This is a genomic window from Alphaproteobacteria bacterium (assembly GCA_019635875.1).
GTDB lineage: Bacteria > Pseudomonadota > Alphaproteobacteria > Reyranellales > Reyranellaceae > JAFAZJ01.
This window is the reverse complement of record JAHBYP010000004.1, coordinates 68,885-94,463: the sequence shown is the minus strand read 5'-3', so window position 1 is coordinate 94,463 and position 25,579 is coordinate 68,885. Positions and strand designations below refer to the sequence as shown.

The 25,579-nt window shown below is 68.9% G+C and carries 24 protein-coding genes; 13 read left to right on the top strand and 11 right to left on the bottom strand.

Features of this window, described 5'->3' with window-relative positions:
- Positions 1-3: 3 nt before the first annotated feature.
- On the top strand, positions 4-1,209 hold the full coding sequence (locus KF889_15175; GenBank protein ID MBX3500789.1) for a serine hydrolase: 1,206 nt from the start codon (positions 4-6) through the stop codon (positions 1,207-1,209).
- A 49-nt stretch (positions 1,210-1,258) separates the two neighbouring features.
- On the opposite strand, the gene KF889_15170 is transcribed toward KF889_15175, so the two are convergent.
- Positions 1,259-1,627 (bottom strand): hypothetical protein, encoded by a 369-nt coding sequence (locus KF889_15170; protein MBX3500788.1) that lies wholly within the window; start codon positions 1,625-1,627, stop codon positions 1,259-1,261.
- A gap of 49 nt (positions 1,628-1,676) precedes the next feature.
- Positions 1,677-2,819, bottom strand: a complete 1,143-nt coding sequence (locus KF889_15165; protein ID MBX3500787.1) for an MFS transporter — start codon at positions 2,817-2,819, stop codon at positions 1,677-1,679.
- A 138-nt stretch (positions 2,820-2,957) separates the two neighbouring features.
- Between KF889_15165 and KF889_15160 the strand changes: the two genes are divergently transcribed.
- From KF889_15160 to aroA, 5 genes are all read left to right on the top strand, one after another.
- On the top strand, positions 2,958-3,743 hold the full coding sequence (locus KF889_15160; GenBank protein ID MBX3500786.1) for a helix-turn-helix transcriptional regulator: 786 nt from the start codon (positions 2,958-2,960) through the stop codon (positions 3,741-3,743).
- Positions 3,744-3,800: 57 nt separating this feature from the next.
- Complete coding sequence (locus KF889_15155) at positions 3,801-4,781, top strand: LysR family transcriptional regulator (protein ID MBX3500785.1); 981 nt, start codon at positions 3,801-3,803, stop codon at positions 4,779-4,781.
- Positions 4,782-4,894: 113 nt separating this feature from the next.
- A complete protein-coding gene (locus tag KF889_15150; protein ID MBX3500784.1) occupies positions 4,895-5,380 on the top strand; it encodes a hydroxyquinol 1,2-dioxygenase in 486 nt (161 codons plus the stop codon).
- 12 nt (positions 5,381-5,392) lie between these two features.
- Positions 5,393-6,382, top strand: a complete 990-nt coding sequence (locus KF889_15145) for a hydroxyquinol 1,2-dioxygenase (protein MBX3500783.1) — start codon at positions 5,393-5,395, stop codon at positions 6,380-6,382.
- Positions 6,383-6,478: 96 nt separating this feature from the next.
- Positions 6,479-7,741 carry a 3-phosphoshikimate 1-carboxyvinyltransferase gene (gene aroA / locus KF889_15140; protein ID MBX3500782.1) on the top strand — a complete coding sequence of 421 codons (1,263 nt, stop codon included), beginning with the start codon at positions 6,479-6,481 and terminating at the stop codon, positions 7,739-7,741.
- Between the two features lie 19 nt (positions 7,742-7,760).
- On the opposite strand, the gene KF889_15135 is transcribed toward aroA, so the two are convergent.
- From KF889_15135 to KF889_15125, 3 genes are all read right to left on the bottom strand, one after another.
- Complete coding sequence (locus KF889_15135; protein MBX3500781.1) at positions 7,761-8,156, bottom strand: DUF559 domain-containing protein; 396 nt, start codon at positions 8,154-8,156, stop codon at positions 7,761-7,763.
- Positions 8,157-8,272: 116 nt separating this feature from the next.
- On the bottom strand, positions 8,273-11,005 hold the full coding sequence (locus tag KF889_15130) for a valine--tRNA ligase (protein ID MBX3500780.1): 2,733 nt from the start codon (positions 11,003-11,005) through the stop codon (positions 8,273-8,275).
- Between the two features lie 255 nt (positions 11,006-11,260).
- Positions 11,261-11,620: a hypothetical protein gene (locus KF889_15125; GenBank protein MBX3500779.1), complete on the bottom strand. Its 360-nt coding sequence runs from the start codon at positions 11,618-11,620 to the stop codon at positions 11,261-11,263.
- 118 nt (positions 11,621-11,738) lie between these two features.
- Here KF889_15125 and KF889_15120 point away from each other — a divergent pair, with 118 nt between their 5' ends.
- A complete protein-coding gene (locus KF889_15120) occupies positions 11,739-12,047 on the top strand; it encodes a DUF3574 domain-containing protein (protein MBX3500778.1) in 309 nt (102 codons plus the stop codon).
- A gap of 9 nt (positions 12,048-12,056) precedes the next feature.
- On the opposite strand, the gene KF889_15115 is transcribed toward KF889_15120, so the two are convergent.
- Positions 12,057-12,998: a ribose-phosphate pyrophosphokinase gene (locus KF889_15115; protein ID MBX3500777.1), complete on the bottom strand. Its 942-nt coding sequence runs from the start codon at positions 12,996-12,998 to the stop codon at positions 12,057-12,059.
- Between the two features lie 185 nt (positions 12,999-13,183).
- Here KF889_15115 and KF889_15110 point away from each other — a divergent pair, with 185 nt between their 5' ends.
- The 4 genes from KF889_15110 (at position 13,184) to KF889_15095 (ending at position 18,250) form a co-directional block, all read left to right on the top strand.
- Positions 13,184-14,014 (top strand): thioesterase family protein, encoded by an 831-nt coding sequence (locus KF889_15110; protein ID MBX3500776.1) that lies wholly within the window; start codon positions 13,184-13,186, stop codon positions 14,012-14,014.
- A gap of 317 nt (positions 14,015-14,331) precedes the next feature.
- A complete protein-coding gene (locus tag KF889_15105) occupies positions 14,332-15,264 on the top strand; it encodes an LLM class F420-dependent oxidoreductase (GenBank protein ID MBX3500775.1) in 933 nt (310 codons plus the stop codon).
- 153 nt (positions 15,265-15,417) lie between these two features.
- Positions 15,418-16,443 (top strand): IS110 family transposase, encoded by a 1,026-nt coding sequence (locus KF889_15100; GenBank protein MBX3500774.1) that lies wholly within the window; start codon positions 15,418-15,420, stop codon positions 16,441-16,443.
- A 325-nt stretch (positions 16,444-16,768) separates the two neighbouring features.
- Positions 16,769-18,250, top strand: a complete 1,482-nt coding sequence (locus KF889_15095; GenBank protein MBX3500773.1) for a hypothetical protein — start codon at positions 16,769-16,771, stop codon at positions 18,248-18,250.
- A gap of 98 nt (positions 18,251-18,348) precedes the next feature.
- Here the strand turns inward: KF889_15095 and KF889_15090 are convergent, their stop codons facing one another.
- Positions 18,349-19,530, bottom strand: coding sequence for a HAMP domain-containing protein (locus KF889_15090; protein MBX3500772.1), 1,182 nt, complete (start codon positions 19,528-19,530; stop codon positions 18,349-18,351).
- A gap of 326 nt (positions 19,531-19,856) precedes the next feature.
- Positions 19,857-20,591, bottom strand: a complete 735-nt coding sequence (locus KF889_15085; GenBank protein ID MBX3500771.1) for a response regulator — start codon at positions 20,589-20,591, stop codon at positions 19,857-19,859.
- A gap of 204 nt (positions 20,592-20,795) precedes the next feature.
- On the opposite strand from KF889_15085, the gene KF889_15080 reads away from it, so the two are divergent.
- Positions 20,796-21,356: a Spy/CpxP family protein refolding chaperone gene (locus tag KF889_15080; GenBank protein ID MBX3500770.1), complete on the top strand. Its 561-nt coding sequence runs from the start codon at positions 20,796-20,798 to the stop codon at positions 21,354-21,356.
- Positions 21,357-21,433: 77 nt separating this feature from the next.
- On the opposite strand, the gene KF889_15075 is transcribed toward KF889_15080, so the two are convergent.
- The 3 genes from KF889_15075 to KF889_15065 all read right to left on the bottom strand — a co-directional run bounded on the left by KF889_15075 (position 21,434) and on the right by KF889_15065 (position 24,440).
- Positions 21,434-22,198, bottom strand: a complete 765-nt coding sequence (locus KF889_15075) for a DUF2497 domain-containing protein (protein MBX3500769.1) — start codon at positions 22,196-22,198, stop codon at positions 21,434-21,436.
- Between the two features lie 38 nt (positions 22,199-22,236).
- Entirely contained in the window at positions 22,237-23,586 is a 1,350-nt protein-coding gene (locus tag KF889_15070) for a TolC family outer membrane protein (GenBank protein ID MBX3500768.1), read from the bottom strand.
- Between the two features lie 188 nt (positions 23,587-23,774).
- On the bottom strand, positions 23,775-24,440 hold the full coding sequence (locus tag KF889_15065; protein MBX3500767.1) for a methyltransferase domain-containing protein: 666 nt from the start codon (positions 24,438-24,440) through the stop codon (positions 23,775-23,777).
- Positions 24,441-24,521: 81 nt separating this feature from the next.
- Here KF889_15065 and KF889_15060 point away from each other — a divergent pair, with 81 nt between their 5' ends.
- Positions 24,522-25,514, top strand: coding sequence for a D-2-hydroxyacid dehydrogenase (locus KF889_15060; GenBank protein ID MBX3500766.1), 993 nt, complete (start codon positions 24,522-24,524; stop codon positions 25,512-25,514).
- The last annotated feature ends 65 nt before the right edge of the window (positions 25,515-25,579 follow it).

Genomic DNA, 25,579 nt, shown 5'->3' with positions numbered 1-25,579 from the left:
GACATGCCCGTCGAGCCCGAGACCGACCCGATCTCGGTCTACCGTGATCCGCGCGACCATGGCGCGCCGCTGCTGCCGCAATACGGCTGGGACCTGGCGCCTTACCATCGCTGGACCTTCCAGCACATGCGCGAGATGACGCCCACCGCACAGGTCTGGCGCGGTCCGGGACCGGTGATGCCGCTGCCGGCGGCTCCGCAGGACATCGAGTCGATCGCCTACGACTTCGACAGCCGGCCGCGCACCATCGGCGGCTTCATCGACGACAGCTGGACCGACGGCTTCCTCGTGCTGCATCGCGGCGCGGTGCTCTGCGAGCGCTATCTCAACGGCATGATCCCCAGGCGCGCGCACCTCTCGATGTCGGTGGCGAAGTCAATCGTCGGCATCGTCACCGGCATCCTGGTTGGCCAGGGCCGGCTCGATCCCGGCGCGCCGGTGACGCAGTACCTGCCGGAGCTGAGGGCCACGGCCTATCGCGGCGCCACGGTGCAGCACCTGCTCGACATGACCTCGGGCGTTGCCTTCGACGAGAGCTACGACACGCCCGGATCGCACATGCAGAAGCTCGGCGTCGCCTGCGGCTGGGGCTCCAAGCCGGTGCCCGGCTGGCCGCGCACGATCTGGGAGCTGGTGCTGACGCTCACCGAGCAGGAGCGCGCGCACGGCACGCATTTCCGCTATCGCTCGATCGAGACCGACGTGCTGGGCTTCGTGCTCGAGCGCGCCACCGCCACATCACTGTCCAACCTCGTGTCGCGCGAACTGTGGGCACCGTTGGGCGCCGAGGAGGACGCCAGCTTCACCGTCGATCGCGCCGGCATGGCGCTGGCCGATGGCGGCTTTTGCGCCACCCTGCGTGACTATGGCCGCTTCGCCCAGCTGCTGCTGAACGGCGGCCGCGTCGGCGGACGCCGGATCGTGCCCGAGGCGTGGATCGAGGAGACCCGTACCGGCCGCGGTGGAATCTTCGAGGGCGTCTATCTCAATGCCCTGCCGCGTGGCGCCTATCACAACAATTTCTGGACCGTCGATCCGGATCGCGGCACCTGTGCCGCGCGCGGAATCTACGGGCAGTTCATCTATCTCGATCCGCAGATCGGCTACGCCGCGGTGAAGCTCTCGACCTGGCCGACGCCGCTCTCGCTCGAGGGCAGCCGCGAGACCTTCGCCGCCTTCGCCGCCATCGGCCGCGCACTTGGTGCCTGATCACGCTGTCATCCCGAGCGCCGCGAGGGATGACGGATGGAGCACGCCCCTAGCGAATCATCTTCACGTCGACAATCAGCGGTATCCGATCCTTCCTCGTGCAGCGCGGATTGCCCTGGCAGGCTTCCGCCATCACCTCCTCCATCCGGTAAGTGAGCGTCACGCGCTTGCCGATGATGTTCCATTGGCAGAAGTCGAAGCTGGCGAGCTCGGTGAACTCCTTGCCGGCGCTGTCCTTCATGATCATGGTGCAGGCTCGATCGCCGCTCCGCAGCTGCAGGACCGTGGCGATGGTCTGCTTGAGCTGATCGCCGATCTTCACCGTGCCATAGGGCAGCGGCTTCTGCTGCGCGTCGACGGCCGCCGGCAGGACGAACGCACCCAGCAGGACGGCGCCGAGGACGAATCGTGACGACATGACACTCCCCAACGAGCCGATGGCACACGCCGGGAAGTATAGCGCAATCCTACTCAGCCGGCTTGACCCGCGAGGCCGCCAGCGCGGTGCGCTCGTCGGGCAGGAAGGAGAGCGCGATCAAGGTGAAGGTGGCGACGCCCGCCAACACCAGCAGAAGGGTCGGGAAGCCGGCCGCCTTGACCGACGGGCCGAGCAGCGCCGTCACCAGCGAGCTGCCGGTGAAGCCGATCGCCAGCCGCGTGCCGGTCACCCGCGAGCGCATCCTGTCGTCGATGTAGCGCACGATCATCGCATCGGTGAACGGGATCGCGCCGAAGACGAAGATCATGTAGCCCACGGCCACCGCGACCAGCGCCCAGCCGCTGACCTGCGAGGCCAGGATGAACAGCGGGATCTGGCAGAGGATCACCGGCAGGTAGATCTGCTTGAGCGGATAGCGGTCGATCAGCGAGCCCACCACGAGCTGCGCCAGCGAAGCAACGGCAAAGATCACGAAGACCGACACGCCGAGCAGCCAGGGGTCCCGGGCCAGCGCGGCCACGCCCGCCTTGAGCATCTCGCCGCTGCCGTTGGTGGTGAAGCTGAAGACGATGCTGCCGCTCATCGCCGTCAAGGTCATGATGACGAAGACCCTGGCCATCACCGAGGGCGGCAGGTCGAGCATCTTGGGCTTGCGCCTGGCCGGCGCGGCGGTCTCCTTCGGCACCAGCGCCGCGAAGGTGATCGCCGCGGCGAGGCAGATGATGCCCGGCACGACATAGGCCATCTGCCAGCCGAAGCGCGTCGCCAGCCACACCGAGGCGCTCGCGCCGATGGCGATGCCGAGATTGCCGACCAGGCCGTTGATGCCGATGGTGAAGCCGGGCTTCTCGGCGTTCTGCACCAGCATGGGAATGCCGACCGGGTGGTAGATCGAGGCGAAGGCGCCCATGACGGTCATCGCGATGCCGATCTGCCAGGGCGTCGAGGTCAGCGCGATGACCAGGCTGGAGACGCCCAGCCCGGCAAAGAAGATGATCATCATCGCCCGCCTTCCCCACTGGTCGCCCAGCTTGCCCGACACGATCGAGCCGGCGCCGAACATGAACAGCGAGCCGAAGGCGTAGGGCGTGAGCTCCTTCCAGTCCGTGCCCCAGACGCCGGCGATCACGCTCACCGTGTAGAGGAAGATCACCAGCACCCAGTGGTCCATGGCGTGGCCGAGATTGAGCAACAGGGCGGTCGGACTCGTGTTCTTCACCGGCGTTTACTCCCGATAACCGCTGGCAACCTACGCCCGCCGGCCCTGTCGCGCACGCGCGAAACCGACTAGAATTGTCTCGATACGGACATGGCCAGGATCCGCTCGAAATCCACCGATCCCCGCGACTACCAGCGCGTCGCGCGCCCGGTCGCGGCCATGGCCAAGGACTTCGCCGACGGCTTCCACATCCTTCCCCATCGTCACGAGCGCGCGCAGCTGATCTTCGCCGCGCGCGGCGTGATGACCGTGGCCACCGCGGCCGGCACCTGGGTGGTGCCGCCGCAGCGCGCGGTGTGGATGCCGGCGCATGTGACGCACGAGATCCGCATGTCGGGCGCGGTGTCGATGCGCACGCTCTATGTGCGCAACGCCGAGGCCGAGGCGCTGCCGCCGGCGGTGCGGGTGATCGCCGTCTCGCCGCTGCTGCGCGAGCTCATCCTGCGCGCCTGCGAGCTGCCGGTACTCTACGACGAGGCGGGGCCGCAGGGTCGGCTGATGAGCCTGCTGCTCGACGAGATCGCCGCCCTGCCCTCGGTCGCGCTCGACCTGAAGATGCCGGTCGATCCGAGGCTGGAGCGCGTCTGCCGCGCGCTGCGTGCCGCGCCGGGCAATCCGCGCACGCTCGACGACTGGGCGCGCGAAGCCGGCGCCTCGGGCCGCACCCTGGCGCGCCTGTTCCAGAAGGAGACGGGGCTGAGCTTCGCCGACTGGCGCCAGCAGGCGCGGCTGCTGGCGGCGATGGCACGGCTGGCCGCCGGCCAGCCGATCACCCGCATCGCCCTCGACCTCGGCTACGATTCGGTGAGCGCCTTCTCCGCCATGTTCCGCCGCGCGCTGGGCGCCCCGCCCAGCCGCTATTTCGCCGGCGACTGACGCCCCATCGGGCGTGTTATCATTGCGTGATGGGGCAATGGACCGGCGGGGCGCCCGATGGACCGTTTCCTGAGTATCCAGGCGTTCGTCCGGGTCACCGAGGCGCAGAGCTTCGCCGAGGCCGCCCGCCAGCTCGGCGTCGCCAACTCGGTGGTGACCCAGCGCATCAAACAGCTCGAGGAATTCGTCGGCACACCGTTGTTTCATCGCAGCACGCGCTCGGTCAAGCTCTCGGAGGCCGGTGCGACGTACTATACGGAATGCGCCGAGCTGGTGGCGCGCCTCGACGGGCTTACCGATCGCATGCGCGAGATCAAGGGCTCGCCGACGGGCGCACTCAGGATCACGGTATTGCCGGGCTTCGCGCTCGGTCATCTGTCGCGCGTGCTGCACCTGTACCAGGAACGGTACCCAGATATCGTCGTCGACATGTTCGTCAACGACCGCGTGGTCGATCCGGTCGAGATGGGCTTCGATGTTGCCCTGCAGCTCTTCGAACCCGCATCGGAGGCGCTGATCGCGCGGCGTATCTTTCCGGTACGCCGGATGTTCCTGGCGACCCCGGAGTACATCGCCAGCTTCGGCATGCCGCGCCGGCCGGAGGACCTGCTTCGCCATCGGCTCGGCGTCTACGACGGCTATCCGACGCGCAATCACTGGCGGTTCATGCGCGGCAACAAGGCGGTCGAGATCGAGTTGCCGGCACACCTGCGCACCAACAGCGTGCAGTTCCTGAAGGAACATGCGTTGACGCATGCCGCGATTGTCTGCATTCCGACCATCGCGGCCGCCGACGACATCATCGCCGGTCGGCTGACCCCCGTGCTCTACGGATACCGGCTGTCGTCCTACTGGCTGAGCGCAGTCTACCCGACGACGCATCGCCACAACATCAAGGTCAAGCTGTTTGTCGATTTCATCGCGGAGAGGTTCGCCGGAGAGCCGCCGTGGGACCAGGTGCTGAAGACCAATGGCTTCCTGCCGCACGACGACGTGGCGGCCGAGGCGCGACCGAGGTTGGCCACCACCGTCGCCTGACATTGTTCGCGATTCGCAAACGCTCGCTTCGCGCTTCACCCGATAGTCGCTGGCGCGCCCCGCCGATATAGTGCGCATCAACAAGAACAGGCGCCTATCGAGGGAGGCATCCAGTGACCGCCACCGTGTTCGGGTCGCTCACCGACTACCAGAAGGGCAGCATCGAGATCGTCAGCGGCGATCCGAAGCACTATGTCTTCTCCAACATCTTCGAGGTGGCGTCGAAATCGCAGCCATACGAACGCGTCGTCGTCGGCAAGAACCTCGAGTACGTGCAGGAGGTCATGCGTGCCGAGGGCACCTCGCCGTGGTTCGCCTGCGCCCATGACGAGTTCGCGCTGTGCATGGATGGCGAGGTCGAGATCGAGTTCCTGAAGCTCGCGTCGCCGCCCCCGTCCGCCGGCAACGGCGCCGTGCTGCTCGGCGACGCACCAGCGGGGCAGCGCATGGGCCGGATCAGGCTGAAACGCGGCCACCAGGCTCTACTCGCGTCGGGTTGCGGCTATCGTTTCACCGCCATCCGGCTCGGCGTGATCCTGCAGCAGACGACGCTGGGCGAGCTCAGCCGACAGAAATGGAACGAGATCTGCCTCAAGTAGGGGAGTGAACTCATGTCGACGACACTTGCACAGGTCATCGCCACCGATCCCAGCAACGAGAACGGCTACCGCACCTTCAGGCTGGGAAAATTCGAGCTGTCGCGCGACGAGTACTTCGTCACAGTGCGATGGCCCGCCAAGGGTCAGATGCGCTCGCACCAGATGTCGGCAGAGGCCTTCCTGCGGGCCTGCATGCGCGACGTGGCGTGGAACTTCTTCTACGGATGGGTCAACTTCGACCACGTCGTCGGTACGCGCAACCTCTATGGCCAGGTCGACATGTATGCCGGCAGCTTCAACGGCGTCATGAAGGAGGCCGGCGTCGACTACACCGAACGCTTCGACTCGGCGCACATCATGGCGACCTTCAAGGCGCTCCTGCGCGACTGGGTCAACGAGGGCTTCGACCCCTTTGCAGCGCCGGTCGAAACCGGCTCGGCGTTCGGCACCAAACAGGGCGAGAACATCGAGGCGATCGAGCGCTCGCGCATCCAGACACAACGCATGCCCGGCCTGCCAGGCGATTCGCCCCTGCGCGACGACATGCCGGTCAACCGCGCCTTCGCCGACGTCTCGCAGGACGAGCCGGAGATCGTCGCTGAGCCCGGCTTCGAAGGCCAGCTGCACGCCTTTAGCCTGTTCAAGTATCTCAGCCGTTCCGACGTCACCTGGAACCCGTCGGTGACGGCGGTGTGCAAGGCCTCGCTCGCCTGCCCGACGACCGAGGAATACATTCTGCCGGTGTTTCACGGCAACGATCGCGTCGAGTGGTTCATCCAGCTCTCGGACGAGATCGTCTGGGATGTCGCCGACAAGAACACCGGCTCGCCGCGCGCGCGGGTGACGATGAAGGCCGGCGATGTCGCCGCCATGCCGGCCGACATCCGCCACCAGGGCTACTCCCGCAAGCGCTCCATGCTGTACGTCTGGGAGAACGTCACGCCCGACCTGCCCCGACGCTACGAGAGTGGCGAACTGTCGCCCTACCCGGTCGATTTCTGAGCCGTCCGGCTCAGCTCGAGACTGGCTTAGTGAATATCGGTTGATAAGGGCAGTATACTGGTCGCGGTGATTCAGACCGTTCCTACTTCCGTGACCATGACCAGTATCGACAAGCGTGACTCCACCACCGTGATCCCGCCCGGAGCACCTTTGCGCGGACGCGTGGCGCCGCCCGGGTCGAAGTCGATCACCAACCGCGCGCTGCTGCTGGCGGCGCTCGCCGACGGCACGTCGCGGCTGAGCGGCGCGCTCAAGAGCGACGACACGCGCTACATGGCCGAGGCGCTGCGCGAGATGGGCGTGACGATCGACGAGCCCGACGAGACCAGCTTCACCGTCACCGGCGACGGCGAGTTGCGCGCGCCCGAGGCGCCGCTGTTCCTCGGCAATGCAGGCACCGCGACACGCTTCCTCACAGCCGCGGTGGCCAGCGTCGACGGCAAGGTGGTGATCGACGGCGACCACCACATGCGCAAGCGGCCGATCGGCCCGCTTCTGAAGGCGCTGCGCTCGCTGGGCGTCGACGCGCACGCCGCCACCGAATGTCCGCCGGTCACCATCCGCGGCCATGGCCGCATGCCCGGCGGCCGGGTCGAGATCGATGCCGGCCTGTCGAGCCAGTACGTCTCCGCCCTGCTCATGGCCGCGCCGCTGTCGGCCGAGCCGGTCGAGGTGGCGCTGGTCGGCAAGGACATCGGCGCGCGCGGCTATGTCGACCTCACCCTCGCAGCCATGGCCGCCTTCGGCGCCACCGCGCGGCAGACCGGCAACGGCGAGTGGCGCGTCGAGCCCGGCGGCTATCGCGCCACCGACTACCTGATCGAGCCCGACGCCTCGGCCGCGACCTATCTGTGGGCGGCCGAGATCCTGACCGGCGGGGCGATCGACCTCGGCGTGCCGGCCGACGCCTTCACCCAGCCCGACGCGCAGGCGCTGGCGGTGATCCGCACCTTCCCGCATCTGCCGCCGATGATCGACGGCGCCCAGATGCAGGACGCGGTGCCGACGCTCGCCGTGCTCGCCGCGTTCAATGTCACGCCGGTGCGCTTCACCGGCATCGCCAATCTGCGCGTCAAGGAATGCGATCGCATCTCGGCGCTGGCCACCGGGCTCTCGGCGATCCGACCCGGCCTGGGCCGCGAAGAGGGCGACGACTTGCTGGTCGCGTCCGACCCGTCGCTGGCCGGCCAGACCCTGCCCGCGCGCATCGACACCCGCGCCGACCACCGCATCGCCATGAGCTTCGCGCTCGCCGGGCTGAAGATCGCCGGCATCACCATCCTCGACCCCGACTGCGCCGCCAAGACTTGGCCCGGCTACTGGAAGGCGCTGGAATCGCTGGGGGTTCGGTTCACGTAGGGCGCGGCCGCGACTGCCGTTACTCCCTCTCCCCGCCTGCGGGGAGAGGGTCGGGGTGAGGGGCCCGTCGGGCTTCACGAGCGATGATCACGAGCGCACCTTCGAGGTTGTTCATCACGTCGTTGTTCCAAAGTCGCAGGACCCGGTAGCCGGCATCGATCATCGCTGCATCGCGTCGCTTGTCATAGGCGCTGTCTGCGTGCTGGCCGCCATCGAGCTCGACGACGAGCTTTGCGTCGCGGCATGCGAAGTCGGCAAAGTACCGGCCGATCGGCTCTTGGCGCACGAACTTCAGGCCATCGAGCTGACGGGCGCGCAGGGCGGACCAGAGAATGCGCTCGGCGTCGGTGGAATCGCGGCGCAGGCTTCGGGATCGGTTGGTTCGTGTGCGGTAGGCACCGCGGAAGATGCGCATCCCGGTAAACATGCGCGTATTCGACGTTTCTTCCACTAATCAACGGTTGTGCGTCACCTGGAGCAGCCCCTCACCCCGACCCTCTCCCCGCTAGCGGGGAGAGGGAGGAAGAAGGGTCAGCTGGCGAGGCGGTCCATGGCTTGGCGGAGGCGGGCTGTCGTCGCCACGGCGTCGTCGCGGCGGTCGCGCTGTTCGGCGACGACCTCTTCCGGTGCCTTGGACATGAACTGGGCGTTGCCCAGCTTGGCGTCGATTTTGGAGACCTCGCCGTCGAGCTTGCGGATCTCCTTCTCCAGCCGCGCGCGTTCGGCCTTCAGGTCGATGACGTCCGCGACCGGCAGGGCGTAGGTCGCCTCGCCGAGCACGAGCTGCAGCGCGCCTTTCGGCGTCGGCGCGTCGAGCTGGATCTGCTCGACGCGGGCCAGGCGCTCGATCGCGGCGCGGTGGCGCTCGAGGCGGGCGCGGGTCTCGGCGCCGGCGTCGCGCACCAGCAGCGTCAGCTTCGCGCCAGCCGGCACGTTGACCTCGTTGCGCGCGCTCCTGATGTCGGAGATCAGCTTCACCAGCCAGCCCATCTCGGCATCGGCCGCCGCGTCGGCGATGTCCTCAGGCAGCACCGACCAGGGCTGCGCCACCAGCGTGCCCTTCGCGGCGCGCTGGTCGAGCGTGTCCCACAGCTCCTCGGTGATGAAGGGCATGATGGGATGCAGCAGCTTCACGACCTCGGCCAGCACGAAGCCGGTGACGGCGCGGGTCTCGGTCTTGGCCGCCTCGTCGTCGCCGGAGAGCACCGGCTTGGCAAGCTCGACATACCAGTCGCAGAACGTGCCCCAGACGAACTCGTAGAGCGCGTTCGCTGCCTCGTTGAAGCGGAACTCGACCAGCGCCTTCTCGACCGCGTTCTGGCAGCGCGCCAGCTCGCCGATGATCCATTTGCTCAGGGTCTGCGTCGCGGTATTCGGGTCGAAGCCCTCGACCACCGTCACGCCGTTCATCTGGCTGAAGCGCGTGGCGTTCCACAGCTTGGTGGCGAAGTTGCGATAGCCCTCGACGCGGGCGGTCGACAGCTTGATCGGCCGGCCCATGGCCGCCAGCGCGGTGAGCGTGAAGCGCAGCGCGTCGGCGCCATACTTGTCGATCAGGTCTAGCGGGTCGATGACGTTGCCCTTGGACTTCGACATCTTCTGGCCGCGCTCGTCGGTCACCAGCGCGTGCAGGTAGACGGTGCGGAACGGCACTTCCTTCATGAAGTGCTGGCCCATCATCATCATGCGCGCGACCCAGAAGAACAGGATGTCCCAGCCGGTCACCAGCACGCTGGTCGGATAGTAGCGGTCCAGCGCCGGCGTCTGCTCCGGCCAGCCGAGCGTCGAGAACGGCCACAGGGCGGAGCTGAACCAGGTGTCGAGCACGTCGGGATCGCGGGTCAGCTCGACGTCCTGGCCGTGCTTGCGCCGTGCCGAGGCGCGCGCCTCCTGCTCCGACATCTCGACGAAGATGTTGCCATGCTGGTCGTACCACGCCGGGATCTGGTGGCCCCACCACAGCTGGCGCGAGATCGCCCAGGGCTGGATGTTCTCCATCCAGCGGAAGAACTCGTCGCGGCCGCGCTCGGGCACGAACTTCACCCTGCCTTCGCGCGCCGCGCGCATCGGCGCCTTGGCCAGCTCGGCGGCGTTGACGTACCACTGCACGGTCAGGAACGGCTCGATCGGCACGCCGCCGCGGTCACCGTAAGGCACGGTATGCGTGTGCGGCTCGATCTTCTCGACCAGGCCCAGCGCCTCGAGCTCGGCGACGATCTTCTTGCGCGCCTCGAAGCGGTCCAGGCCGTGATACTTCTCGACCACGCCGGCGGCCGCGTCCGCGGGCAGGCCGGCGAGGAACTCGGTGTTGTCCTTCAGCACCAGCCGCGCGAAGCGGTCGAGCACGTTGACCTGCGGCAGCTTGTGGCGGCGGCCGACCTCGAAATCGTTGAAGTCGTGCGCCGGCGTGATCTTCACCGCGCCCGAGCCCTTCTCCGGGTCGGAGTATTCGTCGGCGACGATCGGGATCGAGCGTCCCGCCACCGGCAGGATGGCGCGCCGGCCGATCAGCAGGCGCCACTTGGGATCGTCGGGATGCACGGCGATGCCGGTATCGCCCAGCATGGTCTCGGGCCGCGTGGTGGCGACGACGATGAACTCGTCCGGCTTGCCGCCCTCCAGCGGATAGCGCAGGTACCACAGGCTGCCCTTGGTCTCGCGCGGCTCGACCTCGAGATCCGAGATCGCCGTGAGCATCTTGGGATCCCAGTTCACCAGGCGCTTGTCCTTGTAGATCAGGCCCTGCTTGTAGAGGTCGACGAAGACCTTCAGCACCGCCGCCGACAGGCCCTCGTCCATGGTGAAGCGCTCGCGCCCCCAGTCGCACGAGGCACCCAGCCGGCGCAGCTGGTTGGTGATGGTGCCGCCGGACTCGGCCTTCCACTGCCAGACCCGCTCGAGGAACTCGTCGCGGTTCAGCAGCTGCTGGTTGGGATTCTTGGGCGCCTGGCCCAGCGCCAGGCCGATGCCCTTCTCCTCGAGCTGGCGGGTGACGACCATCTGGGTGGCGATGCCGGCATGGTCAGTGCCGGGCTGCCACAAGGTGTCGTCGCCCTTCATGCGGCGCCAGCGGATCAATATGTCCTGCAGCGTGTTGTTGAGCGCATGGCCCATATGCAGGGAGCCGGTGACGTTGGGCGGCGGGATGACGATGGTGTAGGGCGGCCTGCGCGAATCCGGCCGCGCGGCGAAAACGCCCGAGCGCTCCCACTCGGCGTAGCGTCGGGCCTCGATATCCTTGGGGTCGTACGTCTTGTCCAGCATCTGCCTCAAGCCTCTGAGGCGCTGGGGTTTACGGCATTTTGGGCTGGGGTGGAACCCGGGTGTCATCGGAAGCGCATCGGTTTGGCGGGTCGGGTGCCGCGGGTGCGTTCGATTGCCTCGATATCGGCATTGGTGAGGCCGGTCTTCCGGCTGGTCTCCGAGAGGGCCGTGCCCAGCCGCAGTCGTCCTTCGGGGTCAACGGCGGCCATGGCGTCGGGCGAGGGCGGAACTCGGGTGTTGGCTATCCTCCGCTCGCTAAGCTGCGGCCTTTTCCCGGCCTGTCTTCCTCGTGGTGCGGGACTCGGCCTTGACTCGTTTCCAGAATGCGGCGAGCACATCGCCCGAAACGCCCACCGGGGCCTGCTGCGTGACGAGCCATTCGCGGTAGGCGATCGCCACTTCCGCCCGAAGCAGCGCTGCCTTCAGGTCCGGGTCTTTGGCGGCTTCCTTCGACATCAGTTCGTTGACGGCCCTGCGCAGCACGCTGGAGAGATTTGTCCCGTCGCGCTTCGCGACGAAGTCAAGCGCGACCAGCTGCGCACCGGTAAGCTGCGCCGTGACTCTCACAACCTCCGACGGGTCCTGAACATCGACACTCTTGCGGCGGGCCGGCATGGTAGCCTCCATACGGTGGGGCACTCATTCAGAATGAATGTGAATAGAGAATGCGCCGGTTTCAAGGTGGGAGATCGGGGAATCCATGGCCGGCCCAAGGGAATAGCACCAGCTCACGATCTTTCTCGGCCGCAACATCCCGGGCGGCGGAACGGTCACGGATGAGATGTGGCGCGAATTCGAAGACGAGGTCGTGGCGAAGGCGCTCGCGGGCCTGGGCTTTTCCGTGACCGAGGCGCGCGGCGGCTGGTCCAATCCCGACACCGGTCAACTTGAGCGGGAGGAGTCCTTCATCCTTGTCGTCATCGGCGAGGCCCTCGACGAGGTCTTTGCCGGCGCCTCGGTCATCGCGAGGCACTACAAGCAACGTTTCAGTCAGAATCAGGTCTGGATCACCAGTGCGAAAGTCGACCTGGATGTCATTTGAGAGGGCGGTTCACGCGTGGAACAGCTCGCTCACCGACTCCCCCGCATGGATCCGCCGCATCGCCTCGGCGAGAGCCGGCGCGATCGACAGCACCGTGAGCTTCGGATAGCGCTGAGGCTCGGCAACCGGAATCGTGTTCGTGCTGACGATCTCCAGGACGTCGTCCTGGGCCGAGAGCCGGTCGAGCGCGCCGCCGGAGAACAGGCCGTGGGTGCAGGCGATGCGCACCGTGCGCGCGCCTTCGCGGCGCAGGTGGCCCAGCAGCTCGATCTGCGTGCTGCCCTTGGCGATCTCGTCGTCGATGACGAAGACGTCCCTGCCCTTCACCTCGCCGATGATGTCGGAGATCACCACCTTGTCGTTCTCGAAGCGCTTCTTCACCGCCATGGCGACGCCGGTGCCCAGACGGCGGGCGAAGGCGCTGGCCTCCTTGGCGTAGCCGAGGTCGGGCGCCACCACGACGGCGTTGGAGAGATCGTAGCGGCGGAAGTGGGCGGCCATCTCGCCCAGCGCGTGCAGATGATCGACCGGCACGCTGAAGAAGCCGTGCACCTGCGGCGAGTGCAGCGCCAAGGTCAGCACGCGGCTGGCGCCCGCGGTCACCAGCAGGTCGGCGACCAGCCGGCCGCCGATCGAGACGCGCGGCATGTCCTTCTTGTCGGAGCGGGCGTAGGCGTAGAACGGGATCACCGGGGTGATGCGCGAGGCCGAGGCGCCGCGCGCCGCGTCGATCATCAGCAGCAGCTCGACCAGGTGCTCCTGCACCGGCGGGCTGAGCGGCTGCACGATGAAGACGTCGCGCTCGCGGCAATTGGCCTGCAGCTGCACTTCCAGGCAGTCATTGGCGAAGCGGTTCAGGCGCGCGGGCGAGAGCGGCACGCCCAATCGCTCGCAGATCTCGCGCGCCAGGCCGGGATGGGCGCTGCCCGAGAACACCGTGATCTCCCGCACGCCACGCTCTCCCCGACCGTTGGACGCGCTTGATAGGAGAGCGGGCACGGAAAGTCCATATCGCCACTTTACCTTGTGGGTAGTTGGCGCCGAGCACTTGAACGCCAACCCTGTCATCCCGAGCGCAGCGAGGGATCCAGGGCTGTCCTGGATCCCTCGCTGCGCTCGGGATGACAGGAGAGGATATGACAACACTGCAGAGCGTCCACCCGTTCGACCGCGCCATCGCCGTCCGCCGCGACGCCGACGGCATCTCCCTCGCCGACGCCCGCACCGATTACTGGGCCTTCGTCGGCCAGTTCGGCGGCATTACGGCGGCGACCTGTCTCAACGCGCTGCTGTGCCATCCCGACGCCGCCGGCCAGCCGATCGCGCTCAGCGTGAACTTCGCCGCGCCGATCCACGAGGGCGCGTTGCGGCTGAGCCTGCGCCGCGTGCGCGCCAGCCGCTCGACGCAGCACTGGAGCGTCGAGATCCACCAGGGCGATGATCCGCAGCCGCGCGCCACGGCGACGGCGGTGCTGGCCGAGCGGCGCGAGAGCTGGAGCCATCAGCCGGCGACGCCGCCGTCGATACCGGCCGCCGAATCGCTGCGCGAGCTGGTGCTGCCCGACACGGTGCCGTGGGTCAGCCGCTACCGCTTCTGGTTCGAGTCAGGCGGGCCGGTACGCTCGCAAGAGCCGCTGTCGCCGCCCGGCACGGCGTCATCCGCCTACTGGCTCGCCGACGCGATCGAGCGCGAGGTCGATGTGCTGAGCCTCACGTCGATGGCCGACACGTTCTTCGGCCGCATCTTCCAGGTGCGCGGGCAGATCGTGCCGTTCGGCACGGTGTCGCTCACCACCTACTTCCACAGCGATGCCGAGGAGCTGCGATCCATCGCCACGCGCCGTGTCGTGGCGCGCGCCGATGCGCGCCGCTTCCACCGCTCCTACAGCGACCAGAGCGGCGAGCTGTGGTCACCCGACGGCCGCCTGCTCGCGACCTCGCATCAGATCGCGTACTTCAAGGTGTGAACCGCACCGCAATGCTGTGCCTTCCCCCGAAGGAGCAGGGCAATCGCATATGGATCTCGGACTTCCCTTCCCCTGGAGGGGGAAGGTGGCGCGCGCAGCGCGACGGATGGGGGATGTCTCAACGAAATCGGTGTCCGTCTTCGACATCCCCCATCCGCCCTACGGGCACCTTCCCCCTCCGGGGGAAGGTAAAAACGAGTCAAATCATCCATGTGCGATCGCCCTGCCCGGAGGGGGAAGGCAGGCGCCCAGTCCCCGCGCATGGCACGGACGGTTGATGCACGCTAGGCTGGCGCGAACGGCGCACGGAGATCGGCATGAAGTTCGGCCTGCACAACCCGTCCTGGCTTTTCGGTCCCGATCCCGCGGGGATCTTCGAGGCGGTCAAGGCCAAGGCGCAGTGGGCGGAGGAGCATGGCTTCGCGTGGTTCTCGGTGATGGATCACCTGATCCAGATCGGCAATGTCGGCGCGCCGGATGAGCCGTTCATGGAGGGCTGGACGGTGCTGTCGGCGCTCGCCGCGGTGACCCGGCGCATCCGCCTGGCGACCCTGGTGTCGTCCGTGCACTACCGCAACCCCGCCCATCTGGCGAAGATCGCCGCCGGCGTCGATCAGATCAGCGGCGGGCGCCTGACCCTCGGCATCGGCGCCGGCTGGTTCGAGACCGAGTACCGGCAGTATGGCTGGGAGTTCCCGCCGCGGCCGGCCGTGCGCATCCGCCAGATGGAGGAAGCCACGCGGCTGATCCTCGCGATGTGGCGCGAGAAGCGCACCACGTTTCGCGGCAAGTATTTCCAGGTCGAGGACGCCATCCTCGAGCCCAAGCCGATCCAGAAGCCGCATCCGCCGATCATGATCGGCGGCGGCGGCGAGCAGCTCACCCTGCGCGCGGTGGCCCGGCTGGCCAATGCCTGCAATGTCGGCGGCTCGCCCGAGATGGTGCGGCACAAATACGAGGTGCTGCGCCGCCACTGCGAGGCGGAGCGCCGCGACTACGGCGAAATCGAGCGCAGCAACATCACCAGCTTCGTCATCGCCCGCGATGAGGCGGCGCTGGCCGCCAAGAAGCAGCGTCAGGCGGTGCCGGCGCAGTTCTACGGCTTCGCCGGCACGGTGGCGCAGGTCACCGACCTCGTCGGCCGCTACCGCGACGCCGGCGTGCAGCTGCTGATCAGCAGCGCATACAGGAACGACGTCGAGAGCCTCGAGCTGCTGGCCGGCGAGGTGATGCCGGGATTCGCGGGGTAGAATTTCCCCCTGTCATCCCGAGCGCAGCGAGGGATCCACGCTGTCTTCCCTGGATCCCTCGCTGCGCTCGGGATGATGGGGTGGACGGCCCCCAAACGGCATCGAGCGTGCCACACTGGTGTCGTTGAAGCAGCCAGTCAAAGGGGACCGTCCATGGAACAGGCTATCACGATCGGACTGGACATCGCGAAGAACGTCTTCGAGCTGCATGGCCGCGACGCCAGCGGCAAGGTGGTGTTGCGTCGTCGCCTGAAGCGGGCGCGGATGGCGGAGTTCTTCGCCGGGCTGCCGAAGGCGACCATCGGCATGGAGGCGTGCGGCTCGGCGCACCACTGGGGGCGGGTGCTTCAGGGTCTGGGCCACGAGGTTCGGCTGATGCCGCCGGCCTACGTGAAGCCCTACGTCAAGCGCAACAAGAACGACGGGCGCGACGCTGAGGCGTGCTGCGAGGCGATGAGCCGTCCAGACATGCGCTTCGTGCGGCTGAAGACGGTGGAGCAGCAGGCGGCGCTGTCGCTGCATCGCAGCCGCGAGCTGCTGGTGCGCCAGCGCACGCAGACGGCCAACGCCCTGCGCGCGCTGCTGGGCGAGTTCGGCATCGTGGCGCCGGTCGGCAAGCGCGGCCTGGATCAGCTGCTGGCGGCGATCGGCGAGGACACGGCAGGGCTGCCGCGCTCGGCTCTGATGTCTGCGCGCAGCCTCGCGGCCCATCATGCCCAGCTCGAGACGACGATCGAGGAGCTGCAGGCAAGCATCGTGGCTGAAGCGCGGGCCGACGCCCGGGCGCTGCTGTTGGGGAGCGCGCCCGGGGTCGGCCCGCTCACCGCCCATGCCCTGCTCGCCACCATGCCGGATCCGGCGATGTTCAAGAGCGGCCGCGACTTCGCCGCCTGGCTCGGCCTGACGCCGCACGACCAGTCGAGCGGCGACAAGCAACGCCTCGGCGCCATCACCAAGCAAGGCGACCGCACCCTGCGCCGCCTGCTCGTGCTCGGCGCCACCGCCTGGCTGCGCCACGTCGCCCGCCAGCCCGACAAAGCCTCGCCCTGGCTGCGCCGCCTGATGGCGCGCCAGCACAAGAAGAAGGTGCTGGCCGTCGCCCAGGCCGCCCGCACCGCCCGCATCCTGTGGGCCATGCTCAGGGACAACCAGCCCTATCGCGCTCCGCTCGCCGCCTGAGACGACGAGCCGGCGCCAACCCTTCGCAAGGAGCCAGCAACGATAGATGGCGAAATCGGTAGGCCTACCGGACCGGGAACACTCCCTGCTGTCATCGCCCCTCGAGGGCGTCGGGATGATTGGAGATCACGGCCACGGATACCTTCTTGGCCAGCGGCTCTCACTGCCGCACACACAGGTCGCATACATGACTGCTCCTACCTGCTCGCCAAACGTCGCTACTCACACCTTGCGAAACGGGGGCCGTCCATACATGACAGGTGGCTCAACAGCGCGCCAACGCAGGCCATTGCCGTCGGCGCGATCGGTGTTCTGGTGTGTCGCGGTGCTCATCGCGGCCTACCAGATCCTGCCGCCCGGCTATGACGGGCCGGACCATGCCCATCGCATCGTTGGCCTCGCCGACCAGATGCGCGACGGCGCGCCCAGCCTGCTGCTCGAGGATCGCGCGACCGGCAGCGTGCTGCCGGTCTTCGTCTACTACAGCATCCTGCCCTACCTGCCGTCGGTCGCGCTGAACCTCGCCGGCCTGCCGGCGTTCGTCGCGATCAAGCTGGTCGCGGCGGTCGCGGTACTGGTGCTGGCCGGCGGCGTGCAGGCGCTGATCGAGTCGCTTCCGGCGGATCGGCGACGCCACGGCTATCTCGCCGCCATCATCTTCCTCAGCGCCAACTACGTGTACGGCCTGTGGATGATGCGCATGGCGCTGGCCGAGATCTGGGTGTTCGCGCTGGTGCCATGGGTCGTGGTCGCGCTGCTGCGCGGCCGGCGCCTGCTGCTCTTCGGCCTGCTGCTGGCCCAGCTCTGCACCCATCCAATCGTTTTCGGCCACGCGCTCGCCGCCGCGCTGCCGGTGGCGCTCGCCATTGCCCTGCCCGACTGGCACCGGCTGGCGCGCACCGGCCTGCCGGCGCTGTTCGCCGCGCTGGTCGTCTCGACGCCGTTCTGGCTGCCGCAAATGCTCTGGCGCGACTTCATCCTCGGCACGTCCGGCCTGCCGGTGCGCTTCGCCGACACGTTCTTCACCATCGCCGAGCTGGCGACGCCGCTGCAGCCGCAGACGCTGGGCCTCTGGCTGCCGATCGCCGTCGCGCTCATGCTCGCGCTGGGCGGCCGACGCCTATCCATGCGGGTCTGGCTGCTCGCCGCCGCGTTCGTCGCAACGCTGGCGATCCAGACCCGCCCGCTGTTCGCGCTGGCCGACGCCATCCCGCTGCTGGACCAGTCGCTGTTCGTCTGGCGGCTCATGTTCCCCGCCGCCTTCATCGGCTTCGCCGCGCTCGCGCTGGGATGGCCGGCCGTCTCGTCGCGCCCGCTGCAGGGGCTGACGCTGCTCTCGCTCGCCACCCTGTCGGTCGTCATCGCCATCGACGCCGCCGGCAGCATCCGCTTCTGGTCCTCGGGCGCGGTCGACGACGATGTCGCGCGACGCCAGTACGTCGACACCGTCCACGGCTGGGCCGTGCGCGAGTACGCGCCGAACTACGCCAGCCTTGCCGACGCCTGCGACATCGCCCCTACCGCGTCGCACGAAACCAACGTCGCCGCGATTCGCCGCGGCGTGCGGGCCGACACGCCCTATCTATCGATCCGCGGCGCGCCCTTCGGCATCGTCGGCTACCTGGCCGACGGCACTGAGCTGATCCCGCGCGCCTGCGGCGACAGCCTGGTCCTGGGTCCCGTGCCGGCGGGCGCCGAGCTCCGCTTGTCGGAAACCCGCCTCGACCGCCTGCTGATGCTGCGCCTGCTCGTCATCGCCGCGCTGTGCGGAGCCCTGGCCAGGCGGCCTCCGAGAACAACGCAATAACGCAAGCCTGACACCCGATTCATGCTGCGCATGCTCGGAGCCATTCGGTGTCAGGCTTGCATTATTGCGTTGTTGAGAACACGTACCCGCAGTGGATGCTACTGCGCGGCGATGGCCAATGCCGTCGGGGCCTGCGTCTTCGGCAGCGTGACGGTGGCGCGCAGGCCCTGCCCGTCGGTGCGGTTCTCCAGCCTGATGTCGCCGCCATGGGCGCGAATCGCGTCGCGGGCGATGGCGAGGCCCAGCCCGGCGCCGCCGGTGTCGCGGTTGCGCGACGCCTCGAGCCGCACGAAGGGGGCGAAGACGCGGTCGAGCTGTTCCTGCGCGATGCCCGGACCGCGGTCGGCGACCTCGATCTCGATGGCCTGCGGCAGCTCGCGCAGGATGACCTGGGCCTCGCCGCCATAGGACACGGCGTTGTCGACCAGGTTGTCGAGCGCGCGGCGCACGGCGCCGGCGTGGCAGCTCAGCACCAGGTGGTCGGGCCCCTCGTAATGCACCGCCTTGCCGGCGTCGGTGGCGTCCTCGCTGAGCCCCTGCAGCAGGGCGGCGATGTCGACCGGCCCGCGCGGCCCGCGCGCAGCGTCCTCGCGCGACCACGACAGCGTCTCGCCGACGATCTGCTCCATCTGGCGGATGTCGGCGAGGATCTTGTTGCGCGTCTGCTCGTCCTCGACCAGCTCGGCGCGCAGGCGCAGCCGCGTCAGGGGCGTGCGCAGATCGTGCGAGATCGCCGCGACCATGCGCGTGCGGTCCTCGACGAAGCGCGAGACGCGCTCGCTCATGCGGTTGAGCGACTGGGCGATGGTGCGGACCTCGAGCGGCCCGGATTCGGCGACCGGCGTGGCGTCGCGATGCAGGCCCAGATGCTCGGCCGAGGCCGCCAGCCGGCGCAGCGGGCGCACCAGGCGGCGCGCGGCGATCCACGAGATGCCACCGATGACGATCAGCGCCAGCGCCAGCCAGAAGACCAGCGCGATCGGCCCGTCGATGAACGGCGCGTTGTCGATGCCGCGCACGATCAGCCAGCCATCGGGCCGCACCTGCACGGCGACCTCGAAATTGCCGGTCAGCACCCATTCGCGCCACGGCGCCGTCGGGCGGCCCTGCCTCGGCCCGGGCGGGGGCGCGCCGCCGACCTGCTGCTGTGCTTGTGGCTGCTGCAGGTCCTCGGCCGGCACGGTGATGATGCGCGGACGGGCGAAGCGCGGCACCGGGCCGTCGCGCCGGCGCACCTCGACGCGCACCTCGCGGCCCTGCAGCGGCTGCGACACCCGCATCGCGACATAGCGCTCCAGCCGGTGGTGCGGCGTGGCGACCGCGGTATCCGGCGGCGTCTCGCGCCATTCGAAGCGCAGCAGCTGGGCGGCCTCGGAGGCGCGCGCCGATTCCAGCGGCGTCGGCTGGGTGGCGGCGTCGATGCGGGTTACGGCGTTGACCACCTCCTGCACCACCCAGCGCGGCGAGTACGCATGCACCTCGGGATTGCGGATGAGATGCGCGGCCAGCAGGGTCACCGCCTGCACGGCGAGGATCGACAGCACGACCACCAGCGCGATGTAGGGCGCCAGGCGGTCGGGGCCGCGCAGCAGGCGTTGCAGCCAGGTCACGGGATCACCTCGCCACCGTCGCGCGTCACCGCCGGGGTGAAGATGTAGCCGTCGCCGCGCACGGTCTTGATGAAGGTCGGTTCGGCCGGGTTGGGCTCGATGCGCCGGCGCAGACGGCTGATCTGCACGTCGATGCTGCGATCGAGCACGTTGGCGGCGCGGCCATGGGCGATGTCGAGCAGCTGGTCACGGTTGAGGACACGCTGCGGCCGCTCGAGGAAGGCGAGCAGCAGGTCGAACTCGCTGCTGCCCAGCGGCACCAGCGCGCCGTCGGGGGCATTGAGCGTGCGCCGGGCGGCGTCGAGCGACCAGCCCTCGAAGCTGTAGACCGGCGGCGCGCTCTCGCTGTCGTCGGCCGCGACGCTCACGCGGCGCAGCACGGCGCGGATGCGCGCCAAGAGCTCGCGCGGATTGAACGGCTTGACCACGTAGTCGTCGGCGCCCAGCTCCAGGCCGATGATGCGGTCGGTATCCTCCGACATCGCGGTGACCAGGATGATCGGCGTCGGGCCGTGCTCGCGGATCTTGCGGCTCAGCGCCAGGCCGTCCTCGCCCGGCAGCATGATGTCGACCAGCGCCAGGTCGACGCGCGCGTTGGCCATCGCCTGCATGGCCTGGCGGGCATCGGGCACGGCGCTGACCCGAAAACCGTTGCGCGTCATGAAGCCCGACAGCAGCGAGCGGATTTCGCGGTCGTCATCGACGATCAAGAGATGCGGTGTGCGTGCCACGGGCGTGGACTCCTGTCCGGCGCAGGCCGGGTGATTCCCGTGCGGGGATAATAAGGCATTCCAACGCGTGAGCAGGAGGTCGGTGTCATACCCGGCAACTGACCGTTACACTACGTCAAGGCCAGGTCACCATTGCCGGGCGTATCCTTCCTATATGGCTGTGCATCGGCTCATCGCCGACCCCTCCGGAAAGGACCACCGTCCATGCTCACCCGCAAGACCATGATGGCCGCCGCCGTCGCCGGCCTCGCTCTGATCGGCTCCGCCGTCGCCGTCGCCCAGACGCCGCCCACGGCGCCCTCGCCGGCCGACCGCGACGCCAGGCGCCACCAGATGCACACCCGCATCTGCACCGAGGCGCCCGCCCGCATCGCCGGCCGCATCGCCTACGCCGAGGTCAAGCTCGGCATCACCGACGCGCAGAAGAGCGCCTGGCAGACCTTCGCCAGCGAAGCGCGCGCCGCGACGCAGCCCATGCTGAAGCTGTGCGACACCCCGCCGGCCAACACGCGCGGCGACGCCGCCGCCAGCCTGGCCGAGCGCGAGCGCTTCCTGGCCGCGTCGCTGGAGACCACCAAGGCGATGCGCGCCGCGGTCGAGAAGCTGACGCCGGTGCTGACCCCCGAGCAGAAGACCAAGCTGGCCGACGTCGTGCGCATCGGCGGCGGCCGCCGCATGGGCATGGACCGCCACCGCGGTCACCACATGCCGCCGATGCACGGGCCGCAGCCGACCAGCGCCCCGGCGCCCGCGCCGACCAAGTAAGCGTTCAACGCCCCCTCGAATGCCAACGGCCGCCGGTCACCCGGCGGCCGCTTGCGTTGGAGCGCCGGCGCTCGGCCTCAGCGACGCGCCATGCGCTCGATCTCGCGCTGAACGTGCTTCTCGACCAGGTCGGGCAGGTTCTTGTCCATCCACTCCTGCAGCATGGGCCTGAGCATCTCGCGCGCCAGGTCCTCGAGGCTCTTGCCGCCGCCCGAGGCCGCGGGCGCCGGCGTGCTCGGTGCCGGCTCGACATCGATCACGGCGCGATTGAGCTTCTCGAACGAGGCCGAGACCTTGCCGCCGGTCTCGCGGGTGGAGGTCGAGGACGGGGCAGACGTCTTGGCTTCGGACATGGCACTCACCGGTGTGGTTGGCAGTGGGGTGGTTACCGGCGGCACGGGTGCGACCGGAGGCTGGAGGGGCGACGCGCCCGGGCGCGGCGGCGAACTCGCGGTCGCCGGCTGCGGCTCGTTGATGCCCATCACCGGCGCCTTGGGCGGCGACGGGATCGGCGCGATGCCTGGCGATGGCTGAGGTCCGTCGCCCGGGCGCCTGGCCGAGCCCGGCTCGCCGCCTTTGGCCGCGGCGGGCCCGGCTCCGGATTGTGTCGGCGGCGACGGTTCCTCGACCAGGTCGGTGAGCAACAGCACGTCGTCACCGGCGGCCTGGGGGGCGGGCTTTCCCGGCGCCGGAGCGGGACCCGGCGCGGCGGCCGTCGAGAGCGGCGAGTCGGCGGCACCCGGGGCTGCCGCGGCGCGTGCCTCGTCGTCGGAGATGATCTTGCGGATCGACGCCAGAATGTCGTCCATCGAGGGGTCGTGTTGCGGCTTGCTGTCGCTCATGGGCAGTTCCAGTCTCTATGCGGCGGCCGTCGGGCGGGTCACTTGATGCTCGTGCCGATCCACACATCGCGCACGTTCTTGTAGTTCCGCTCCTCGTCGTAATACTCGACCGGCAGCGCCAATGTGCGCGCCGTGAGCTGTCCGGTTGCCGACAGCAGGGTGTAGTGGCCGACCACCACGTCGCGCTGCGCCGCTACCAGCTGCACCTGGGCGTTTAGCAGTTCCTGCTCGGCGTTGAGCACGTCGAGCGTGGTGCGCGAGCCGACCTGCGCCTCCTGGCGCACGCCCTCCAGGGCCACGCCAGCGGCGCGGATCTGCGCGGTGATCGCCTCGACGCGGGCCCGTGCAGCCTCGTACTGGCGGAAGGCGCGCACCGCCGTCTCCGCCGCCAGGCGGCGTGCGCCGTCGAGCTCGGCCAGGCGCTGGCCCACGGTCTGCTTGGCGGCGCGCACGCGGCTGTGCTCGGCGCCGTTCTGGTAGATCGGCACGGAGGCCTGGATCTGAACCGACTTGTTGTCGATGCGATCGCCCCGGATCTGCGAGTCGTATGTGCGCGTCCAGGACCCCACCAGGTTGATCGTCGGCAGCAGGTCGCCAAAGGCGTTGTCGACGGCGTACTCGGCGCTGCGCACGCGATGCCAGGCGGCGATGGCACCCGGCGCGCGCTCCTGACCGGCGCTGATCGCCGCATCCTCGGACTGCGGCACCGAACCGAGCAGCGGCGGCGGCTGCAACTGGCCCGGCGCCACACCCACGACGCGAATGTAGGCGGCGCGTGAATTGGCGGCCTGCGCCTGGGCGGCGATCAGGTCGGCCCGCGTGCCCTCGAGGCGCGATTCGGCCTGCGCGACGTCTGTGCGCGTGAGCTCGCCGACGCGGAAGCGCGCCTGCGTCGCGACCAGCTGCTGGCCCAGGACGTTCACGTTGTTGCGCCGCAGATCGACCGTGGCCAGGTCGCGCACGTAGTCGCTGAAGGCGGTCACGGTGTTGAGCAGGGTCGACTGCTCGCGATCGAGCAGCACCGCACGCTCGGCCAGCACATCGGACTCGGCGCCACGGGTGCCGGCGAGCGTCTTGCCGCCGCGAAACAACGGTTGGGTGACGGTGAGGCCGAACTGGCGCGGCGTCAGATCCTGCTGGCCGATGGTGCGGGTCGAGCTGTTGAGCTGGCCGCGGCCGACCGCTGCGGTGGCGCGGATCTGCGGCCGCCAGTTGGCGACCTGCTGGGCCACCGTCTCGTCGACGCCGCGCAGTCGGGCCCGCTGGGCCAGCAGATCGGGGTTCGAATTGTAGGCGCCGACCAGCGCCTGGCGCAGGGTCTGAGCCTGGGCCGGGGCGGCGCTCGCGAGCGCACCGACAAGGGCAATCACAGCCAGGCGCGTACGCATCACCATCCCCTCATGGCCGGTCCAGCCGCGCCCATGTATCGACCCTTACCATGCGTTGATACTACCATTAGGGGCCAATCAGCAGGTAGCGACTTTATCTCGTTGGCATTTCCGCCTCTGAATCATACCGGCGAATTCTTACATTACCAACGTTCATATACCCTTGACATACGCCGATACAGGCCTGCTCAGAAGACAAAGGCCTTGGGCTTCTCGAAGCCCGGCAGGAGCGGTGAACCGGCGTCGAAAATCGGCCGACTGGAGAAGACGCCCTGCACCTGGCGGCCCAGCCGCATCTGCCCGGTGCGGCCCGGTACGTCGCCGGCGATCACCGCGGCCAGGCGACCCTCGTCCGCCAGCTGCTTCGTCAGCGCATCGGGGATGGCCGGCAGCGAGCCCTCGGCCAGGATCAGGCTGAACGGTCCCTTCGCCGCCGCGCCCTGGGCCAGGGGGCCCTCGATCACGGTGACATTGCTGGCGCCCAGGGCGGAGAGATTGGCGCGCGCCTCGGCGGCCAGGCGCGGCTCGCATTCCAGCGCCACCACCGAGCGCACCAGCCGCGCCAGCGCCGCGGCGCCATAGCCGGTGCCGGCGCCGACGACCAGCGCGGTGTCGTCGGCCATGGGCTGGAGCAATTGCAGCATGCGCGCCAGCAGCATCGGCTCGACCAGATAGCGGCCGCCGCCCAGCGGCACGGCCTCGTCGCTGTAGGCCACCGAGCGGCGCTCGGCCGGCACGAAGCGCTCGCGCGGCAGGTCGGCGAAGACCTGCAGCACCTCGGCCGCCAGCACGCCATTGGGCCGCAGCTGGCCATCGATCATGTTGCGGCGGGCGGTGGTATAGTCGGTGGCCATCGGGAACTCGGGCGGTCAGCGCTTGCGGGCAGGCGCGCTGGTTATAGACACGCACGGGCCGTGCCGGCAACGTCCCGGGCCATGACCAGATTGCTGCTCTCCGCCCATGCCCTGCGCCTCTGGGGCCGGCGGATCGCCGCTACCCAGCCCGACATCGCCTTCGTCACCGCCGAGGCGGCGCTGGCCGACACGGGCCCCTGCGACGCCGAGATCGCCTTCATGACCCGGGAGGTGACCGGCAGGTCGAGCAAGGACAACCCGACGCCCGAGCTGCGCGGCTTCGAGACCGTCATTCGTAAATCGCCCCGGCTGCGCTGGCTGCAGATCCATCCCGCCGGCGCCGAGCGGCCGATCTATCGCGAGCTGCGCGAGCGCGGCGTGAAGGTGACCACCGCCTCGGGCGCCACGGCGATCACCGTGGCGCATTCGACCCTGGGCGCGGTGATCGCGCTCAACCGCCGCTTCCCCCTGCTCGCCGATGCCCAGCGCCGCCATGCCTGGGAGCCGCGACTGGGCGATCGATCGCCGCGCGACCTCGCCGGCCAATGCGCCGTGATCGTCGGGCTGGGGCCGATCGGCCAAACCATCGCCCAGCTGCTGAAGATGCTGGGCATGACGGCGATCGGCGCGCGCCGCAGCGCCGAGCCGGTGCCGCCCTGCGACGAGACGATCGCCTATGAGCGTCTGCACGACGTGCTGCCGCGCGCCGACTGGCTGATCCTGTGCTGCCCCGCCTCCCCGCTGACCCGCGGTATCGCCAACGCGAAGGCATTCGCGGCGATGCCCGACGGCGCCTGCTTCGTCAACGTCGCGCGCGGCGAGGTCGCGGTCGAGCGCGACATCATCAACGCGCTGCAGAGCGGCAAGCTGGCCGGGGCCTATCTCGACGTCTTCGAGCGCGAGCCGCTGGCCGCGGACTCGCCTTTGTGGGATCTGCCCAACGTGATCGTCTCGCCGCACACCGCCAGCCATTCGCTGGGCCAGAACGAGGCGATCCTGGGCATCTTCCTCGACAACCTCGCGCGCTGGCAGGCCGGAGAGAGGCTGCGCAACGACGTCGACGAACTGGGTTGAAATCTCGAGCGGCGTGCGGTTGCTCGAACGCAATCATTGTCATCCCGGGCGACGCGAGGGATCCA

Excerpts from the sequence above, each read along its gene's own strand:
- KF889_15175 (MBX3500789.1), top strand. The coding sequence starts at position 4 with ATGCCCGTCGAGCCCGAGACCGACCCGATCTCGGTCTACCGTGATCCG.
- KF889_15170 (MBX3500788.1), bottom strand. The coding sequence starts at position 1,627 with ATGTCGTCACGATTCGTCCTCGGCGCCGTCCTGCTGGGTGCGTTCGTC.
- KF889_15165 (MBX3500787.1), bottom strand. The coding sequence starts at position 2,819 with ATGGACCACTGGGTGCTGGTGATCTTCCTCTACACGGTGAGCGTGATC.
- KF889_15160 (MBX3500786.1), top strand. The coding sequence starts at position 2,958 with ATGGCCAGGATCCGCTCGAAATCCACCGATCCCCGCGACTACCAGCGC.
- KF889_15155 (MBX3500785.1), top strand. The coding sequence starts at position 3,801 with ATGGACCGTTTCCTGAGTATCCAGGCGTTCGTCCGGGTCACCGAGGCG.
- KF889_15145 (MBX3500783.1), top strand. The coding sequence starts at position 5,393 with ATGTCGACGACACTTGCACAGGTCATCGCCACCGATCCCAGCAACGAG.
- aroA (MBX3500782.1), top strand. The coding sequence starts at position 6,479 with ATGACCAGTATCGACAAGCGTGACTCCACCACCGTGATCCCGCCCGGA.
- KF889_15135 (MBX3500781.1), bottom strand. The coding sequence starts at position 8,156 with ATGCGCATCTTCCGCGGTGCCTACCGCACACGAACCAACCGATCCCGA.
- KF889_15130 (MBX3500780.1), bottom strand. The coding sequence starts at position 11,005 with ATGCTGGACAAGACGTACGACCCCAAGGATATCGAGGCCCGACGCTAC.
- KF889_15125 (MBX3500779.1), bottom strand. The coding sequence starts at position 11,620 with ATGCCGGCCCGCCGCAAGAGTGTCGATGTTCAGGACCCGTCGGAGGTT.
- KF889_15110 (MBX3500776.1), top strand. The coding sequence starts at position 13,184 with ATGACAACACTGCAGAGCGTCCACCCGTTCGACCGCGCCATCGCCGTC.
- KF889_15105 (MBX3500775.1), top strand. The coding sequence starts at position 14,332 with ATGAAGTTCGGCCTGCACAACCCGTCCTGGCTTTTCGGTCCCGATCCC.
- KF889_15100 (MBX3500774.1), top strand. The coding sequence starts at position 15,418 with ATGGAACAGGCTATCACGATCGGACTGGACATCGCGAAGAACGTCTTC.
- KF889_15090 (MBX3500772.1), bottom strand. The coding sequence starts at position 19,530 with ATGCGGGTGTCGCAGCCGCTGCAGGGCCGCGAGGTGCGCGTCGAGGTG.
- KF889_15080 (MBX3500770.1), top strand. The coding sequence starts at position 20,796 with ATGCTCACCCGCAAGACCATGATGGCCGCCGCCGTCGCCGGCCTCGCT.
- KF889_15075 (MBX3500769.1), bottom strand. The coding sequence starts at position 22,198 with ATGAGCGACAGCAAGCCGCAACACGACCCCTCGATGGACGACATTCTG.
- KF889_15070 (MBX3500768.1), bottom strand. The coding sequence starts at position 23,586 with ATGCGTACGCGCCTGGCTGTGATTGCCCTTGTCGGTGCGCTCGCGAGC.
- KF889_15065 (MBX3500767.1), bottom strand. The coding sequence starts at position 24,440 with ATGGCCACCGACTATACCACCGCCCGCCGCAACATGATCGATGGCCAG.
- KF889_15060 (MBX3500766.1), top strand. The coding sequence starts at position 24,522 with ATGACCAGATTGCTGCTCTCCGCCCATGCCCTGCGCCTCTGGGGCCGG.